Origin of the sequence: Anatilimnocola aquadivae, from assembly GCF_049819085.1 — a bacterium.
Classification (GTDB): domain Bacteria; phylum Planctomycetota; class Planctomycetia; order Pirellulales; family Pirellulaceae; genus Anatilimnocola.
In genome coordinates, this window is the sequence record NZ_CP187419.1 from 3,147,527 (window position 1) to 3,164,718 (window position 17,192).

Annotated in this window: 15 protein-coding genes; 9 read left to right on the forward strand and 6 right to left on the reverse strand. The window is 57.3% G+C overall.

Going from position 1 to position 17,192, the window contains the following annotated elements:
- Positions 1–53: 53 nt before the first annotated feature.
- Both NA78x_RS12765 and NA78x_RS12770 read right to left on the reverse strand, forming a co-directional pair.
- The gene (locus tag NA78x_RS12765) at positions 54–971 is read right to left on the reverse strand and encodes a carbon-nitrogen hydrolase family protein (protein WP_425618838.1); all 918 of its coding nucleotides are present in this window, start codon (positions 969–971) and stop codon (positions 54–56) included.
- Between the two features lie 96 nt (positions 972–1,067).
- A complete protein-coding gene (locus tag NA78x_RS12770; RefSeq protein WP_425618839.1) occupies positions 1,068–1,916 on the reverse strand; it encodes a peptidase C39 in 849 nt (282 codons plus the stop codon).
- A 217-nt stretch (positions 1,917–2,133) separates the two neighbouring features.
- On the opposite strand from NA78x_RS12770, the gene NA78x_RS12775 reads away from it, so the two are divergent.
- A complete protein-coding gene (locus NA78x_RS12775) occupies positions 2,134–2,391 on the forward strand; it encodes a hypothetical protein (protein ID WP_425618840.1) in 258 nt (85 codons plus the stop codon).
- A 30-nt stretch (positions 2,392–2,421) separates the two neighbouring features.
- Here the strand turns inward: NA78x_RS12775 and NA78x_RS12780 are convergent, their stop codons facing one another.
- Genes NA78x_RS12780 through NA78x_RS12790 form a run of 3 tightly spaced genes read right to left on the reverse strand, consistent with a single transcriptional unit; the run spans position 2,422 to position 5,532 of the window.
- Positions 2,422–3,156, reverse strand: a complete 735-nt coding sequence (locus NA78x_RS12780; protein WP_425618841.1) for a hypothetical protein — start codon at positions 3,154–3,156, stop codon at positions 2,422–2,424.
- Positions 3,157–3,163: 7 nt separating this feature from the next.
- Entirely contained in the window at positions 3,164–3,721 is a 558-nt protein-coding gene (locus tag NA78x_RS12785) for a hypothetical protein (protein WP_425618842.1), read from the reverse strand.
- Entirely contained in the window at positions 3,718–5,532 is a 1,815-nt protein-coding gene (locus NA78x_RS12790) for an ABC transporter permease subunit (protein ID WP_425618843.1), read from the reverse strand. Before NA78x_RS12790 ends, NA78x_RS12785 begins: the two co-directional genes overlap by 4 nt.
- 286 nt (positions 5,533–5,818) lie before the next feature.
- On the opposite strand from NA78x_RS12790, the gene NA78x_RS12795 reads away from it, so the two are divergent.
- The 6 genes from NA78x_RS12795 to NA78x_RS12820 all read left to right on the forward strand — a co-directional run bounded on the left by NA78x_RS12795 (position 5,819) and on the right by NA78x_RS12820 (position 12,581).
- Positions 5,819–6,385: an RNA polymerase sigma factor gene (locus NA78x_RS12795; RefSeq protein ID WP_425618844.1), complete on the forward strand. Its 567-nt coding sequence runs from the start codon at positions 5,819–5,821 to the stop codon at positions 6,383–6,385.
- Positions 6,386–6,427: 42 nt separating this feature from the next.
- Complete coding sequence (locus NA78x_RS12800; RefSeq protein ID WP_425618845.1) at positions 6,428–7,036, forward strand: hypothetical protein; 609 nt, start codon at positions 6,428–6,430, stop codon at positions 7,034–7,036.
- Positions 7,037–7,040: 4 nt separating this feature from the next.
- Positions 7,041–7,784, forward strand: a complete 744-nt coding sequence (locus tag NA78x_RS12805) for a hypothetical protein (RefSeq protein ID WP_425618846.1) — start codon at positions 7,041–7,043, stop codon at positions 7,782–7,784.
- An 89-nt stretch (positions 7,785–7,873) separates the two neighbouring features.
- Entirely contained in the window at positions 7,874–10,588 is a 2,715-nt protein-coding gene (locus NA78x_RS12810; protein ID WP_425618847.1) for a DUF1549 and DUF1553 domain-containing protein, read from the forward strand.
- 81 nt (positions 10,589–10,669) lie between these two features.
- Positions 10,670–11,971: a DUF1501 domain-containing protein gene (locus NA78x_RS12815; protein ID WP_425618848.1), complete on the forward strand. Its 1,302-nt coding sequence runs from the start codon at positions 10,670–10,672 to the stop codon at positions 11,969–11,971.
- 115 nt (positions 11,972–12,086) lie between these two features.
- On the forward strand, positions 12,087–12,581 hold the full coding sequence (locus NA78x_RS12820; RefSeq protein WP_425618849.1) for a hypothetical protein: 495 nt from the start codon (positions 12,087–12,089) through the stop codon (positions 12,579–12,581).
- A gap of 105 nt (positions 12,582–12,686) precedes the next feature.
- On the opposite strand, the gene NA78x_RS12825 is transcribed toward NA78x_RS12820, so the two are convergent.
- Complete coding sequence (locus NA78x_RS12825) at positions 12,687–14,402, reverse strand: hypothetical protein (RefSeq protein ID WP_425618850.1); 1,716 nt, start codon at positions 14,400–14,402, stop codon at positions 12,687–12,689.
- 669 nt (positions 14,403–15,071) lie between these two features.
- Here NA78x_RS12825 and NA78x_RS12830 point away from each other — a divergent pair.
- Together NA78x_RS12830 and NA78x_RS12835 are read left to right on the forward strand one after the other, a co-directional pair.
- Positions 15,072–16,223 (forward strand): hypothetical protein, encoded by a 1,152-nt coding sequence (locus NA78x_RS12830; protein ID WP_425618851.1) that lies wholly within the window; start codon positions 15,072–15,074, stop codon positions 16,221–16,223.
- A 325-nt stretch (positions 16,224–16,548) separates the two neighbouring features.
- Positions 16,549–17,049: a four-helix bundle copper-binding protein gene (locus NA78x_RS12835; RefSeq protein WP_425618852.1), complete on the forward strand. Its 501-nt coding sequence runs from the start codon at positions 16,549–16,551 to the stop codon at positions 17,047–17,049.
- Positions 17,050–17,192 lie beyond the last annotated feature (143 nt).

Below are 17,192 nucleotides of genomic sequence, written 5' to 3' on the forward strand. Positions count from 1 at the left end.
ATCTGGCGAATGCAAATGGAAGGACGCCGGTCTCGTTGGAAGGTTCGTGGAACTTACGCTGTCTCCAACTCGGCATACACAATCTCCTCGCCAAACAGGCTCTTGGCGGTCGAGATCACGCGGCCATCGGGAGCCAGGATAGTGGAGAAACCATAGCCCTTCCAGTTGTTCTTGGGTTTCTTATCGACACTCCAATTCGCGCCGATCAAGTAATGGTTGAAGGGCTTCAGTCGCTCGGGCAGGCTGTGCCAAAACCATTCGGCTGGATGATCGTCATCGACCCAAGCGATGGGGTACAGCAGCGCCCAGAGCTTGTGAGGCTCGTACTTCTCCAGGATCGTGTGGATGTCGAAACAGATGGCCAGACCCACGCGGCCATACTCGGTATCGTAAGTCTGCACGCCACGGTCGCCGGCGGTCGCCCAAGACTTTTCGGGATAGGGCCACGGCGTGAGTTTGCGATAGTGGGCGACCAATTCGCCGTTTGGTGCCGCCAGGCAGACCGTGTTGAACAACTGCGGTTCGTCTTCAGGTTCGCCACCCGCTCGTTCGAGCAGCGGAATGGTGAGATAGATCCCGAGCTTTTTGGCGAGCTTGCAGAAGTGCTCCGTCGCCGGGCCAGGCACCGTTTGCGCGAATGCCCGCGGATCTTTGCCGCCGAACGCTTTTTCGAGCGGCCAATCGGGCAAGTGCCAGTTGGTCTTTAAGTCTTGCGACAGATAGCCCGAGATGGCCGTCTCGGGCAGCACGACAAACTTGGCACCACTGGCCGCTGCGGTCTCGATCAGCTTCGATAGTCGCCGCGTATTCGCTTCGATCTCGCCGAGATCGCTGGGACATTGCACCGCCGCAACCTTCACGGTCTTCTTCGCTGTGCCTGTTGCTGCCGCTCTCGCTTCGCCACCGGCTGCAGGTCCCATCGACAACCCGCCTGCCATCACTCCTGCCAGAAAAGTGCGCCGCTCGATCATGATGTCTCTCCGCCTAAAGCCCCGGGCTTTAGCCTAGCGAGGCCAGGGCAAAAGACAAGCAGAGTTTTTCGTAAGCGAGTCCGGTCAGCCACGCTGCTACTTCACCCGCAATCCATTTCCTTGCCAGAGCGTTTGCAGTTTCGACTCCGACCAAAGTTCCAGCCCGATGGCCGGATCGGCGACGACGAGTTCGCCACTGGGACGGCGACCCAGGGCAACCACCGAATGCCCCATGCCGGGAATCCAGCCCCACTCTTGTTCAAAGCGCGGATCGTCAACGCCTCGCGGCAATCGCACCGCCATCAGCACGGGCCAATCGTCGTCGGCCAACAGCTTTTCCAAACGGCTATCCACAATCTCGATCTGCCGTTGATGTCGAGACGCCATGAGCTTAATGCCTCGATACAAACCCAAGGTCGGCGTGCCATCGTAATCGGTAAGGCACAGCGGAATCATGTCGCTTTCGCTGACGGGAATTCCCTCGGCCCGCAGCAGTGTGGCGGCTGCGGCTGGACTGCACGTGGCCCACGAAGTTTGCATCGCCACGGGACCTTGCCACTGGTCTTTACCTGCTGGCGGCGGACGCAAGGCGATGGAGAGGAGCGGCCAAAGAATCGCGGCGAGTGACGCGCCTGCCAGGGCCAGTGCCATGATGCTGCGCCGCCACAGCGGCGTATTGGGCAATCGCGAGCCCCAACCTGCAGCCATGGCCGCCAAGATTGCGGCCAGGTTGGTATAGATGATCGCGGCCGAACTAGGTACCAAGCGCGCCCAAAACAGCTGGCCCGCCCCGTACAACAAGAAGAAGATCGCCGCAGCCACCGAAAGAGCCAACCCCAGCATCACGCTCTGACCTGTCTGCGGCGAGAGATAGCGCGCCGCCACGATTGCCGCGCCCATGGAGAGCAGCGACATCACAGCGATCGCGATCCAAATATCGGTCATCGAGTTTTCCACCGTTGCTGTAGTTTATCTGGCGACCAACCTTGGCAAACTTGCTATCGCTGGGGAAGGACCGTGAGCTGGCCAATGGTCCATCGCGAATCGGGTGCTATCCGTTTCGCTCCTGGCGGCTTATCGTAGTGCCGTTCACGAGGAATGCGAGCACAGCGCGCTAACCTGCCTGATCGGAATTGGTGCTTCAACGGAGCTAGGTGTTTTCATGGATTCCCGGACCAAAAAAGTTGGTGTCGTTCTCGCCCTAGTGGCGATGGTCGTATTCATTTTGCCGATGTGCGGCTGGTTGTGGTATTTGCGAGTGGCCAATGCTGACCTGGTCCAGCGAACGCGGGCCGTGGTGGATAAGAACCCGCAGTTGCAGTCTGCCTGGGATCAAGCCATGCAAGATCAAAAGTTGACCGCAGCCGAGGCGAAAGCCATCGAAGATGCCGCAGGCAAACCGGTGGCTCCCGCCGAGTAACCAGCGGCAACTCGGCAAAGCGCTTGTCTGCTATTTCAAGGCAGCTCGAATCGCCTGCAATTGCGGCAGTGCATAGTTGAAGTCAGTAGCAGGGTCATCGTTGCAAATGATCTTGCTTCCCCAGGTGAGATAGTTCAACACGGCGTCGGATTGCAGCCAGGCGATGACTTCCCGATGAGGCTCCCCTTGAACATTCCAAAACGCCTCGGCTAGCTGACGTTTCTTAATTAGACTCGCGCTATTCTCGTAAACGAGCGCCGCTAGCGCACGAGCAGCGTCGGGCTTTCTGGTATGCAGCCAGTCGTCGAGAAATCGTTGTACCGACGTGCAGGCACAAGCGAGGAAGCACAGCAGTTCAGGAGCATCCGCCGTTGAGCAGCCATAGACGGGCTCGTTCAAACGATGCTTCCATAGTTGCTGGAGGTACTCTTCGACAGCTGCTTGTTCGATCGGCGGCCACGATTCCCAGTGAGCAGAGCCGAGTCGCTCAAAGACGCCTTCCCACAGTCGTGAATTGCCGGGTTCGTGCTCGCGGCACAATTCCAGCAAACGCGGCAAAAAGTGTTTGAAGTGTCGCACGTTGCCCCAAGTCGTCATGGCCTTGGTGGCGTAATGCTCGACATCTTCCGCAGTCAAATGACGCAACGGCTTCGCAGCCAGTGCCGCCGATTGACGCGGCGTCACGCAACATGGGCAACCGGCGAAATCGTTTCCCAAATGATAGGGCGCAAATACCGAGTAGAGTTGCGCGATGGATTCTTGCATGAAGATGCTACTTCCGACTCGGAACTTGCTTGCGTATGTCCAGTTGCGACCCACCCGCCCAAACCATACTCGAGTATGTGTCTCTCAGCAAAATGGCCCTCTGTAGTTCTCGTTTGGTTGCCTCGCCACTACGGATATCGAAGTACGATTCAGAGGCAAGCATTGCGACCGTAACGTCAGTTCTTGGAAATGGATAGCTCAGCGCAGGAGTCGACGGATAGATCCAGAATCCGACGAGCGTAATCTTCCCGTCCGGCAGTCGAAGTCTCGCATACACGACTTCTGGATCAACGCGTTCCATATCAATGAATGCTGCACCATTGAATCTTCGCTCAAACTTAAACAGAGTTTCGTCGGTCAGCGTATGGTCGGGCAGTTTGTTGAGTTCCGCTCTGATGTAGTCGGCAGCCTTGTGGGCCATCACACCATCAAGCCGGTAGCTTGTTGAGTGCGCGTATCGCTCACCGCGAAATGACTTGGCGCAGTAAGCGCCCGCCACGCAGGCAATAGTTACTACGACGAAAAGTGTCCGCAATCCAAACCGAGGGATTTGGCGGAAGTTCATTCCTCATTCCCACCACGGCTGCGGCCGAGGGCGACGTCGAAGCCCGAGAGCGCGGGGACGAGCATCGCGGCCACGGCAAAGCCGTAAGCAGCGGAGGTAACGAGGAAGACGTCGGACCAGTGACCCACGAGAAAGCTGGTCACGCTGAAGAACGTGGCGAGTGGCAAGACCATCGACGCCAGGCCGATCGCGCCCGAGGGATTGCGAATGCCGAGCGAGACAAAAATGCCCACGCCGCCACCAACGATAAAGGCGAGGAACGGAGCATACTGCACCTGGAACGAACCGCTGAACGAAATCATCAACAGCATCAGTGTGACGACGCCCAGGCAGAGGAAAAAAACGTTCCCCAAGCTCACGCCGATTGCATGGCGCGAGTTGGCATAGTGCAGCCCGCAATGCAGGCCCAGCGTAATCACGAACACGTTCATCACGCCGAGGCCCAGCGTCAGAAAGATCAAATTGGCGAGTGTCATGCCGCCGATGGCATACGTGAAGATGCCTAGCACCAGCGGTAAGACGATCATCTCCTTCGCGACGTACGCAACGCCGAGCAACTTGCCAAAGATGAACTCCTTGGGCGTAAGATCGGTCACGAGAAGCAAATCGAGTGCGCCGCCGTCTCGTTCGTTGGTGATGGAAGTGACCGCAAGTGCATTGACGATAACCAGGCTCACCACCAACACGGGCGCAAGTGTTCGCGCTGCTTGCGGAACGATCGACGCTCGCGCGCCGGCAACCACCGGGCCGGGGCGAGCGGTTGACCAAAGCCCGATGAGCGAGAGCACGAACAGGAAGACGTAAGCCAGGCGAACAATGAGTACCTTGCGACCATAGGCCCAGGTACACATTTCTCGCCACAGGACGGGATTGTCCCAAACCTTGCGGCTCTGTTGATTCACCTTACGAACGCGAGCATCGACATGCCCCGAGCGGGCTCGTTCTTCTTGCTCATCGGTGTGGCCAATGGTGGCCGATTCGTCAGCATTCTCATTGCGAGGCAAGGCATCGCGGCCCGTATTCCAGGCCCGCAGATTGAAAATGGAGATTGCATTCAGGATCACGCAAATCACGAATGACACGGCGACGAACAGCAACTCGCGCGGCAGGCCGTTCAAATTGCCGAGCGTGGAGTTTTGCAAGGTGCTCCAGGTCGCCCGAAAGGGACTACAAGCCATGGCGAGATCGCGGACGGCAACGCCAGCGATCATTTGCTCGCCAGCGAACATGGCTGCAGCTTCCCACAGGCCAACCCAAATCGTCAGCACGATGGCGGTCATGGTCAGTGCTTGGAAAGTTTTCTCGCGCCAGAGCGCGAACAAAGTCCCCAAGCTGCCGGCGGCGAACATTGCCCCCAGCACGATCCCGTAAATCGTCAGGACCTGTCGCCACGAGACGCCGCCGAAGAGTGTGATCAGGCCGACAACGGGAAGTGAGGCTAACAGCATCGAGAGCACAGGGAGCATGCTGGCGACCAACTTGCCGAGGACCACTTCGTGATCGGAAAGTCGCGTAAGCAACAGGAGGACGATCGTGCGGCGATCTTTCTCTTGCGCAATGCTGCTGACGCAGGCGAGGGCGGCGAGGAATGACATTACGGCGAGTTGCAGCGGCGAAACCACTTGCAACAAGATGGCGCCGAAGCGGGCCATGTCGCCGGTGTTGCGCACTTCCTGCGTGCCAACCACGATGAACCAGGCCGTCGACATCAGCACCGCGAGGGCCGTGGGATAGAGCACGCGGGTGACATAGTGCTGCCAGCGCCGCGGAGTGATGGCCAGTTCGCGAGAAAAAATGGGGCCTAGCAGCACGGCAGTCCGCTTTGCGTGAAATGGGGTTGAATGAATCAGCCCAGAGTTTGGAGTTGGGCGGTGAGGCGATTATAACGAACAGCGATAGACCGGGGTCGGGAGTCTTTGGCGAGTTAGACATACCAGATAGTAAGATCGTCACTCGCCATAGACTCCCGACCCCAGCCCACTGGCCACCAATAAAATCCCACCCGTTTTTTTGCAGTCGCGCAGCAATAAACGCAGAGCCCCAGGCATCTTACCTACGAAGCGTCCTCCGGCGCGGAGATGCCGCAGGAGCGAGCCGTTGTCCGAAAAACCGCCCTCCCCCCTTGCGACGGAACTAGTCGCTGCGCTGTATGTCCAGCACAGCGAAGAGCTTAGGTGTTTTCTCGTCGGTCTGTTGCGCGATGCGCAACTGGCCGCCGATGTGCTCCAAGCCACGTTCGTCAAAATGGTGCAGCGCGGTGGTGAGACCCAGGAAGAGACCCGCAAGGCGTGGCTCTTTCGGGTGGCTTATCACGAGGCAATGGCGATCCGCCGGCGCGATGCGGTGGGTGAGAGGATCGTCAAACGGATCGCGGAAGATGACAACGGTCGGGCAGTCCCCGAGGATTTGCTTGTCCGGCACGAATCGGTCGAACGGGTCCGGCAAGCACTCGAACTGCTGCCTCCAGACCAGCGACAGGTAGTGCGAATGAGGATTTACGAAGAGAAAACATTTGCCGTGATCGCTGAAGAGCTCAACATCCCGCTGGGGACGGCTCTAGGAAGAATGCGATCGGCTTTGACCAAATTAAGGGCTCGCTTGGGTGCCTCGTTCGGCGAAGATTGTGGTTCGCCGGCCCCAGCGAAGAATGAACCGACCAAGTAAAGCACTGACAAATCAAACACGGAACCTGAAAGCAGGTAAGCCATGTCCCAACTAACAAAGCCTGAGCCGCAAGATGAACTTGCCTGGCTGGCTTTTCGCTACGTCGCCGGTGAGTTGTCGCCCACCGAAGTCGAACAATTCGAAGAGCGGATGGCTGTCGATCAAGCCGCGCGAGAAGCTCTGGCACAATCGGTCGAACTCTATCACGCGATTGCCGCCGCCGAAGCTTCGGTCATCACCGCCGTGGCCAAGCAGCCGGTCGTTTCCCTCCCTGCTCGCGACCGCTCCCAGCATCTTGCCTGGCTGGTCGCTGGCATGTCTGCCGCAGCGGTGCTGGTCATGGCCGGTTGGAATGCTGGCTGGTTTGGTCCCGCAGCGCCACTCGCGGGCAACAACAACGTCGCGCATGTCACTGCCGCTCTGGCTGTCGCTTGGACCGAGATGCAGGCTGATGCCACCGCCGGTGATGACGAATCGGGCGACGATGAATTGGCCTTGCACGAAGCTCTGTTGCAAGAAGAAGTACTCAGCATTTCGACCGAGGCTCCTTCCTGGATGACCGCAGCCGTACTGGGTATTGCCGGTAACGAACGCAAAACTTCTGAAGCCACTCCTCTCGATGCGGCGGAATCTCGTCCGCAGGAGAACTAGGGATATGCCTGTTTGGCGTTTACTACTGATTCTGCTAGTGGCCTGCGCCTGCGTTGCCGTTGGCAACGACGTGCTGGCGCAAAAGCCCGGCAACAAGCCGACGCAAAAGCCTGGGCAAGCCCGGCAAATTGCGATCACGCCCGAGCGTGAAGCGACGGTGACGGATTTCGTCGAGCGGAATCATCCGGAACTGGCTCAGTTGCTTTCGCATCTCAAAGCCAATCAGCCCAAAGAATACGAACGGGCCGTGCGCGATCTATTCCGCGTGACCGAAAAGTTGGCGATGGTGCACGAGCGAGATAGCCGGCAATACGATCTGGAACTCAAAGCCTGGCAAGCTCAGTCCCGAGCACAGCTGCTCGTCGCTCGCCTGAAGATGGGTGAATCCGAATCCGAAAACGAAGAGCTGAAAAAGCAACTCCGCGAGATTCTTGCCGAACAATGGCAGGCCCGGCTCGATGTACTCCGACTCGAACGGGAACGCGTCACGGGCCGCTTGAGCAAGTTGGATGAAGACATCGGCCGTTTGGAGCGAGATCGAGATTCGGTCATCGAAGGTCACCTCAAGTCGCTGACGAATGCCGGTGGCAATCGAGGTAATCAAAAGAAGCCGCTGCTCGATAAGCAACGGCCCAACGAAAAGCCAGTTGCCGAAAAAGTGAAGAGCGAGAAAGTCGTCGACGAAAAGAAGTCCACTTCTCCCGCGACTTCCATCCAGCCGCCCATGAATAAGAAGAAGCCCGAGTAAGTTCATACCCAACCGCTGGGCACACCTGTGCCTGGCAACCAATACCCTCAGTATTTGCCCTCCCTGTGTGGAAGAATGGAGATTCCGTCATGCGAATCGGTTTCGTCAGGCTGCTTGCTTGCACGCCGCTCGCCTGGGCCTTGGTGGCCCTCACGACTTCGGCTGCGGAGACAACTCCCGCTGAAGTTCAAAAGCCAATTCACGAGCGCTTCGGTCAAGCAGAAGGGGAAGAAGTCCCCAGCTTTCAACGCCACATCAGCCCGCTGTTCGGTCGGCTGGGGTGCAATGGCCGCTCGTGTCACGGATCGTTCCAAGGCCGCGGCGAATTTCGCCTGTCGCTCTTTGGCTACGACTTCAAGGCTGACCACGATGCCTTGATGGACGCCAAGCGACCACGCGTCGACGTCAAGAACATCGACGAAAGCCTGATCCTCGCCAAGCCGACCGATGCTGACATGCACGAAGGTGGCGAGCGCTATAAAAAAGGTAGCTGGCAACATCACGTCCTGCTTCGCTGGGTTGCCGCTGGGGCCAAGTACAGCAACGACGAAGTGCAAAAGCTCGTCACGCTGAATGTCACTCCACAGGAAATTCTGTTCGCCAAACCGGGTCAGACTGTGCAGCTCAAAGCCGTTGCCGTATGGCCCGATGGCAGCCAAGAAGACGTGACTCCTCTCTGCCGCTTTGTCAGCAACAGCGAACAAGTGGCGAAGATCGACGAAAACGGTGTCGTGACCGCCACCGATCAGGGCGATACCCACGTTGTTGTCTCGTACGACAACGCGGTGATTGCCATTCCAGTGATTCGCCCCGTGACAGAACTCTCGGGCAAGGCTTATCCCAAGGTTCCTGCCTCGACGACCATTGATAAACTCGTCATCGAAAAGTTAAGCAAGCTCGGCGTGGTCCCCTCGGATAAGAGCAACGACGCAGAGTTCCTGCGCCGCTTGTCGCTCGACCTGACCGGTACCCTCCCCAGTGCCACGGAAGTGGAGGAGTTCCTCGCCGATAAGTCGCCGAATAAGCGAGCCGAGAAGGTCGAGCAACTGCTCGAAACCCCCGCCTATGCTGCCTGGTGGACGACCAAGCTGTGCGACTTCACCGGCAATAATGACTCGCAGTTGAACAACGTCTCGCCCGTTCGTGCCGCTCCTGGTCAGGAATGGTACGACTGGATCTACAAGCGGGTCAGCGACAATGTTCCCTACGATCAAATTGCCGAAGGGATTGTGCTCGGTCAAAGCCGCAAGCCAGGCCAAGACTACAACGCTTATTGTGAAGAAATGAGCGAGATGTATCGCGACAGCAAGGGTACCTTTGCCGAGCGACCATCAATGCCCTACTACTGGGCCCGTAACAACTATCGCCAGCCCGAAGAGCGAGCGATTGGCATCGCTTACACGTTCCTGGGTATGCGAATTCAATGTGCCCAGTGCCACAAGCATCCGTTCGATCAATGGTCGAAGGACGACTTCGATGCCTTCAAGGCCTTCTTTGCCCGCGTGCAGTTCAGCCCTGCTGGAGCTCGCGATAAAGAGACGGTCGCACAGTACCAGGCCATCATGGAACAGACGGGTCTCAAGAAGGACCTGAAGGGAAATGATCTTCGCCGGCAATTGCCCGATATCTTGAAGGATGGCAAGACGATTCCTTTCGGTGAAGTCCATCTTGTCAAGCCGACCGTCAACGCCAATCGGGGCAAGAACGACAAGGACAACAACAAGAATCGTCGCGCCCCGATGCCCGTTGCCAAGGCTCGTGTTCTTGGTGGCGAGACGATGGATTTGAACAGTGTCGAAGATGCTCGCCAGCCTTTGATGGACTGGATGCGTAGCCCGAACAATCCTTACTTCGCCAAGGCCTTCGTCAATCGCGTTTGGGCCAGCTACTTCAATGTGGGGATTGTCGAACCGCCAGACGATCTGAGCTTGGCCAATCCGCCCAGCAACCGCAAGTTGCTTGACTACCTCGCCAAGGGCTTCATCGAACACGAGTTCAATATGAAGTGGCTGCATCGCGAGATTCTCGCCAGCGACACGTATCAACGCTCTTGGCAGCCCAACGAAACGAACGCCAAGGACGAACGCAATTTCGCCCGTGCTGTTCCTCGTCGTATGCCTGCCGAAGTCGCCTACGATGCGATTGCCATTGCTACTGCTTCGGACGCGAAGGCTGCCGAAGCTCGCACGGCGCTCAAGGGCCGGGCAATCAACATTGCCACGTCCTCCGCTCGTATCCAAGGAAATCAAGCTGGTACTGCGAACTTCGGTTTGCAGGTCTTCGGCCGGTCGACTCGCGAAAGCAATTGCGACTGCGATCGCTCGATGGACGCCAGTTTGTTGCAGACCGTTTATCTGCAGAACGACAGCAGTGTGCTCACCGCGATTGGTGGCGGCAAAGATACCTGGATCGACCAGATCAAACTGAAGCAAACCAAGCTGAGGGATGGAACGGATCCGAGCAAGGTTGACCTCGACAGGGAATTGCCGCGGATGAAGGTTCGTCTCGAACGGGCCAAGAAAGAGAAGAATAAAGAGCAAGTCGCCCGCATCGAAGAACGTATCGCCGAACTGAAGAAGGCTGGCGATGCGAAAAAGGTGGTCGCCGAACAGCCTGAAGGGGTGAACGTCGATCCGGTGACGCTCGTCCGGCAGGCTTACCTTCGCACTCTCAGCCGTCAGCCTACGGACGACGAGATTGCTCGCTGCCAACAGTTCCTGGCCGATTCTTCCTCGCCGCTCGAAGGCGCGAAGGGTTTGCTCTGGACTTTGATCAACACCAAGGAGTTCATCGTCAATCACTAGTGATTGGCGACTCCGGTTCCTCTTTCAAATTTCCCAAACATTTCAACGAAAACCTCCCGTCCGATAAAAAGGAATTTCCTCATGGCTCTCTCTCGAACCTGTGATGGTGTCAAGCGTCGCGATTTTCTCAAGGCCGGTGCGCTAGGCGTCGGCCTCAGCCTGTCTGGTTACCTGCGGATGGCTGCCGCTGGCGAAGTGAAGAAGGCCAGGGCGACGAGCGCCATCTTCATCAACTTGACCGGTGGTCCTTCGCACATGGACACCTTTGATCTTAAGCCCGATGCTCCGGCTGAGTTCCGCGGCACCTTTAACCCCATTAAGACCTGTGCTTCCGGTGTAGAAATTTCGGAACACCTGCCGAAGATGGCCGCGCAAGCGGACAAGTTCTGCGTGCTCCGCGGTGTTTCGCACACGCTGGGTGCCCACGCTCTGGGAACAGAGTATGTGAACACCGGCAACCGCCCGATTCAGTCGCTCGAGTATCCTGGCTACGGCGCTGTCGTCACCAAGGAAATGGGCGGACCAAAGGACCTGCCTCCGTTCGTCGCCATTCCGAACAGCAATCAACGGACAGGCTTCCTCGGCGTGCAATACGCTCCGCTGAATACGACCGGTTCGCCGAAGGCAGGCCAGACGTACGGCGTACGTGGTATCTCGCTCGGCAACGGTTTGACGGTGGAAGAAGTCGAACGTCGCCAGAACCTGCTGCAAGATCTCGACAAGACCTTCGCAAATGTCGAATCGAACAGTCAGCTGTTGACCGGTCTCGATCGCTTCTCGGAGCAGGCCCACTCGATCATCACCTCGCGCCGCGCTCGTGATGCCTTCGATGTGAGCAAAGAATCGCCCAAGTTCGCCGAACCCTTCGGTACCGAGAGCTTCGGCATGAACTGTTTGCTCGCTTCGCGCCTCGTCGAATCAGGCGTCCGCTTCGTCACCATGACGCTCGGTGGCTGGGACACGCACCAGACCAACTTCACCAACCTGAAGACGAAGTTGCTGCCGCAGCTCGATACCGGTGTGGCCGCCCTGCTCAACGGTTTGCAACAGAAGGGTCTGCTCGAGTCGACCGCAGTCTTCATCACTGGTGAGTTCGGTCGTACGCCCAAGATCAACTCGCGGGCTGCGGAAGGTGGTCGCGATCACTATCCTCGCTGCATGTTCATGTTGCTTGCCGGTGGCGGCGTGAAGGGTGGTCAGGTCATTGGCGAAAGCGATGCGACTGCCTCAGGACCGAAGAACGAAGCCATCACGCCCGACGATGTGGCAGCGACCTTCTATCACACGCTGGGTATCGATCACACGCACGAATATCACACCAACACCGGCCGGCCAATCATGATTGTCCGCGACGGCAAGATCATTCGTCAGGCTCTTAGCTAGTACCCGCGATAAATATGAAACGAGCCGAAACAGCGCGGGTGTAGCGCTGTTCCGGCTTTACTTTGGTTCCGCAAAACGATCCTTCTCGTTCCCCCTCTCGTTGGAGTCCTCTCGCATGAAATCTTTCTATTCAAAATGTCTTGTCGCCCTCGCCGTGTTCGCGTGCATTGCATTGGCGCTTCGCGCTGATGCCCAAAACGATGGAAAAAAGGGAAAGAAGAACGCTGATCCAACGGCCGCCATGGCCAAGAAGCTGGAATCAGCTGAACTGACGGCCGACCAAAAGGCCAAGTACGAAGTGATTGCCAAGGAACATGCTCCCAAGTTGAAGGCCGCGCAGGACAAGGTCAACGCGTTGCTTACTCCCGAGCAAATCAAGGCTCGCAACGAAGCGATGAAGGCCAACAAGCAAGCCGGCACGAAGGGCAAGGCAGCGCAAGAGGCCGTCGATGCAGCCCTCAAGCTCACCGACGACCAAAAGAAGGCCAAGGCCGACGCCGACAAGGAACTGCGTGACGTTCAAGGTGCTTTCAGCAAGGCTGTCGCCGGTATTCTCACTGACGCCCAGAAGGCCACAACCAAAATTGGCGGCGGCAAGAAGAACAAGTAATCGCGACTGCGATTGCCATTCCTAACAACCACTCAGAGCCAAACTGTGCAAGCAGTTTGGCTCTGAGCACTTCTTGTTGACACGTTGCTACTCTCGTCAGGTGCCTCAGGCCGCGTCCTCCTGTTCGAGGCAGAATCGTTGATTGAACCTGGTGAGCCAATCCCACAACTGGTCGGGCAGTTTCATCTTCAGCAGGCTCACTACAAGTCCTGCCATCACCACGGCCAAGCCCACCAGTAGATAAGGCAAGCCCGCCGCCAGCCACGATTCGGCAAGCAACTTTCCCGCCGGCCAAACGAAGAGCAAGCAACTTGCCAAGGCACTGATGCCAAACGCAACCAGTTGGTGGACCTCGCGACCTAGTAGCCAAAGGCGAAACCCAACCAACAGCAAACAGCCCAGATACGCCGTGATGCTCAGTGGCGATGTTCCTGGGAAGTACCAGGGATAGGCAACTGCCGCGACTATTGCCAAGGTGGGAATCGCCGAGACCGCGTACCGTTGCAATAGCGTGGCAAGCTTGTCGTGAAAGATCGCCACCACGGCCAGCAAAATGATCAGCGGCGCATGCAATCGCCAGAAGCCTTCCGGATCGATCGGCGCCTTGGCCACTCCCGATAGCCAGACGTAACAGCCACCAAACAGCGCGGCAATCAAGGCCCGATAGCTGCTCTGTTGGCGCAGCGCTTGCGCGACGAATGCCCCGGCCAGCAGCGCCATCCTCGCGGGACTGGCCGGGACGAGCGTGTGCCAGTCTTGCGTCATCCGTCCTGTGACGCAAGCTAACACCGCGGTCGCAGTAAGTGCTACTTCCAGCCAGCGATTTACTCGCAGGCCGCTCGTTCGCCAGAACGCCCAGCCTTGAAATGCCAATACGCTCCACACCGCCAATTGTGGTGGTGAACCGAGCGTGTTGGTCACTCGATCGAGAAAGGACAGTTCGGCGTTGCTCGTTCCTGGTCCCCAATAACCTAGGGCGATCGCCAGCCAAGGCAAGAGCAAGCCGCAGCTGAGGGTGAATCTTCGTCGATGTACGAGGCCTGCTTCGACCAGGATGATGGCCCACACCAGGACAAGTGGAATGAGCAGGTACGGATGAAAGCAGTTTCCGTCGCCTTTGGTGGGATCGAAAGAGATCGTCAGCCACCAAGCGCGTAGTCCCAGACCGACCGTGAGAAATGCAAATAGCGACCACGGATACCAGGGATATTGCCAGGTTGCATCGCAGGGCATGCCTAGTCGCCGAAAGCTGCGGGCAGCTGGAATGAGCAGGGTAAGTGGTAGCGCCGCGATCAGCGCAAAGCTTCCGATGATCCAACTGCGGGCATCGTAGTAGCGGTAATAGCTGACCCAGGCCAGCACGATGGGATAGATGAACAGCAGCGAGAGCGAGAGATAAAATGCGAGTCGATAGCGTGTCGGCAATTGCAATCCGAGCACGCGCAGCAAGAATTCGCTCAGCAGCAAGCAAAAGATGAGTCCTGCGGCGAGCAACCAAGAACCGGCAGTGGGTGTCTCCAGCACGTGGACATCCAGGCTGGTCGAGAGCATGTAGAACAGCAGCACGACAATCAGCAGGATCGTGCGCATGTCGTCCCACAGGTTCCCCCAGCGGGCGATCACCACACCAATCGCTACCAGCAGCAGGGTGTAGCCAGCCAGCAAACCGGTGAGCAGACCGGAAGTGGCCAACTGGGGTTCCTTGCCCAGGCTTTGCTGCAGTCCAAACAGAATCAAGAACGTCCCAATCAAATAGAACGGATTCTGCGTGTACAGGAATCGCATGAGGCGCGATGCTGCCAACGGAGAGGATTCGCTCATGGCGGTCTCCAAGAAAAGATGAGTCCGAAAAAATGAATCGACAAGGCTGAAGAAAAATCAGCGACGCCAATCACGGACTCGGCAGCAGAGCATTCGCGATGTCGCAGCCAGTTGCAGCGGACCTGAGCGCCTGCCAGCAATCGCTGAACCAGCGCGAGATGAATAGATAAGAACGACCAACTCTGGACGAGCGACCCAACGAACACGCGTTACGAGTTTCGACTGGCCTCGCAAAATAGGAGCCAGTTACTTCATGCACACCTCCCCTCGGACAGATGAGATAAATGGGGAGCCAGCGGTCACTTGTTGTTCTAGCGCTAGCGGAACACGATCTCAAGCGCGCTCAAGCCACAAACGCCATTTTTCCCTGCCCGGGAAAGAGGCCGCATGATCGCGGTTCGGCCGCGCTGTTCGGCCCGTGTGCTGAAATTGGGTAATGTGCCACCCGCGGCATTGCCATTTACTGGTCGCTGAGCAACCGCGTCGTTCAACCGCCAAGCAGAGGCACAGTGCCCAGAGGTCGCACAGCGGTCAATTGTCGGGAAAGTCTCGCAAAAAACGGGCTGAATCGGCTTCGCTGGCCAAGGCGGCATCGATGTTGCAAAAGTTACTAAACATCACTGCCAAACCAAGTGATTGTCGCACGTTTTGCCAAAGGATTGAATCGTCATGTCTATGCAAGAAACCGCTCAGTCGAATACCCCTCCTTTCCGCTCGCGCCAACTATCGATCGAAGGATTGGAAAATCGCCAAGTGTTAGCTGGCGATATGCTGGCCACCATGATTTGTGGCAACGCCATCGTTGATGGAGAAAGTGCGAACAACGCAGTCCCTATGGAAAGCATGGCGGATGAAACTGTCGAAGTTGCGCCACTGAACTTAGATGCCGAAATGGCTGTTGAGGCAGAAATTGGAGCTCCCACTGAGCGTACAATGGAGCATGGGTCTGAACTTGGCGGCCGCCTCGCCATTCTGCAAGGTCTTCGATCGAGTGTCCCTGCGAGCACGATCGAGGCCAGTATGGATGCTGACGTTCGCGTTAACAGTCTCACTGACGGACCAAGTAGGGGTGATGCCCCGATCGAAGCTCTGGAGGCCAGCGGTGCTACTAACACAGCCGATGGCGAACTCGGAGCGATCAAACTCGGAACGATCGTAGATGGCGAGGTCGCATCAGATCAAGTAATGCTCGGGGTTAATTCGGAAATCTCGGAAATCAACGCTGCCGCAACCAACCCCATCGCAATCGGTGACATTGGTTTTGAATCGAATGCCGAGGTTCTCGCAGAAGCCAACCTCCGCACTGGGAATGATGAACTAGATATTGATGCCCTGGGGCTCGGAACGAATTTGGACATCGACACCGCGATTACCGCGAACTTGCTGAACGATGCCGCCCTGAACAGTGCCAGCAATCTGGGTAGCAGTTCGCTGTTGAACGGCGATAACAATCTGAATGGTTCGATTGGCGGCAATGCCGCGCTGAACTTGACGGGTGATAGGTCTTTCGACGACTTAGCCGCCTTCAATCAATTTGGCTCAGCGAACCTGTCCGTCGCGGATGCAGCCAACCTCGCGCTAGCCTCGTCGCCGCAGTTCAATCTGACGAATCAGGCCGCTGATGATTTTTTCACCGGTCTGCGTAGCCAGAACTCGCTGAACAGCGACGCCAATCTAAATGCGGATGCGAGCTTGTTTGCCAACCTGAATACTCAGAACGGTAGCCAAGACTCGTTTGTGAACGGCTCGCTTAACACCAGCTTTAACGCTGGAAGTAGCAGTCTTAGCCAGTCGCGCCTCGGCAGCCTGCCGCTCGCCTAATGCGATCTAGGTTCACAGGATCCCCGTGAGGCCCCGGCAAAATGCCGGGGCCTTTTTTGCTGTCAGCTGTACAAATCGCGAGAGTGTGCGAAATCGCACATTCTCGCGTAGTAAGTCCTAGTCCTACGTTCGCCAAGTAAGAGAATTTCTCTCATCGGCCGGCTGCGATCCTTGTCGCTGGTCTGACCGACGCATAGAATTCGCGCGCCACGACCAGGAGCCATTCCTCGTCGTGGCCGTTTCTTTGCAAGTCTGAACAGTGCGGGGGTGTTGTTCGACTTCTCGAGATCTTTGGTTTCAGGTTCCCTTTTTAAGGATGCTTACCATGATCGGACGAAGAGAATTCACAGTCGCAGGTCTGACGGCGGCCGCCCTGAGTGCGATGCAAGCAACCGGTAACGGACAGGCTCCAGCCAGCAAGGCCCCAACTGCAAAGGCGGCCCCAACCTCTGGCGCGCACGATCATTCCCACGGCGATATGTTCGACGCTTGTGCCAAGGCTTGTTCTGATTGTCAGCGAGAATGCGACAGCTGTGCGGCTCATTGTGCCAAGCAACTCGAAGCTGGCAAAAAGGATCACGCCAAGACACTGGCAACTTGCCAGGACTGTGCCGCGTTCTGTGCCACCGCTGCTTCAATCGTAGCTCGCAGTGGTCCCTTCGCCGCGCTCATTTGCAAAGCGTGCGTCGATGCCTGTGGAATGTGTGCCAAGGAGTGCGAAAAGTTTCCCGACGATAAGCACATGAAGGAATGTGCCGCCGAGTGCCGGAAGTGTGAGAAGTCGTGTAAGGAGATGACCGCGCACGCTGCCCATGACCACGGCTAAAACCTCGCAGGCGAATTGACTTCATCTCTGCCGGGCATTTGTCGCGGCAAATGCCCGGCGCTATTTCTGTTCGCGAAGTTTGGTCTATAATGCAGGCTGTCGCGGACTGCTGGGCTTTTACATAGCCGCAGCTGGCAAACCCA